The sequence below is a fragment of the Streptomyces sp. NPDC002817 genome, assembly GCF_053592055.1.
Window position 1 is genome coordinate 22,055 of record NZ_JBSFUY010000058.1, and the last position, 485, is coordinate 22,539.

The window sequence follows — 485 nt, forward strand, 5'->3', positions numbered from 1 at the left end:
CAGCCCGGATGGGACGCGTCTGGCCACCGGCAGCGACGGCGGGGCCGTGCGGATCTGGGACCCGGTCACCGGCCAGACCCTCCAGACACTCGGCCAGGGCGGCGACTGGGTGAATGCGGTGGCGTTCAGCCCGGATGGGACGCGTCTGGCCACCGGCAGCGACGGCGGGGCCGTGCGGATCTGGGACCCGGCCACCGGCCAGACCCTCCAGACACTCGGCCAAGGCGGCGACGTGTCTGCGGTGGCGTTCAGCCCGGACGCAACACGTCTGGTCATCGGCGGCAGCGACGGGGCCGTGTGGATCTGGGACCCGGTCACCGGCCAGAGCCTCCAGACGCTCACCGGTACCACCGGCCAGGTGAATGAGCTGACATTCAGTCTGGGCGGGACGCGTCTGGCCACAGGTGGCACCGATGGGACCGTGCGGATCTGGGACCCGGTCACCGGCCAGAGCCTCCAGACGCTCACCGGTACCACCGGCCACA

General features: G+C 71.8%; 1 protein-coding gene. It reads left to right on the forward strand.

Annotation, left to right across the window (positions count from 1 at the left end; translation table 11 throughout):
* Positions 1 to 485: WD40 repeat domain-containing protein (locus ACWD3I_RS47065; protein ID WP_451084415.1), on the forward strand; the 485-nt coding region annotated here is incomplete at both ends.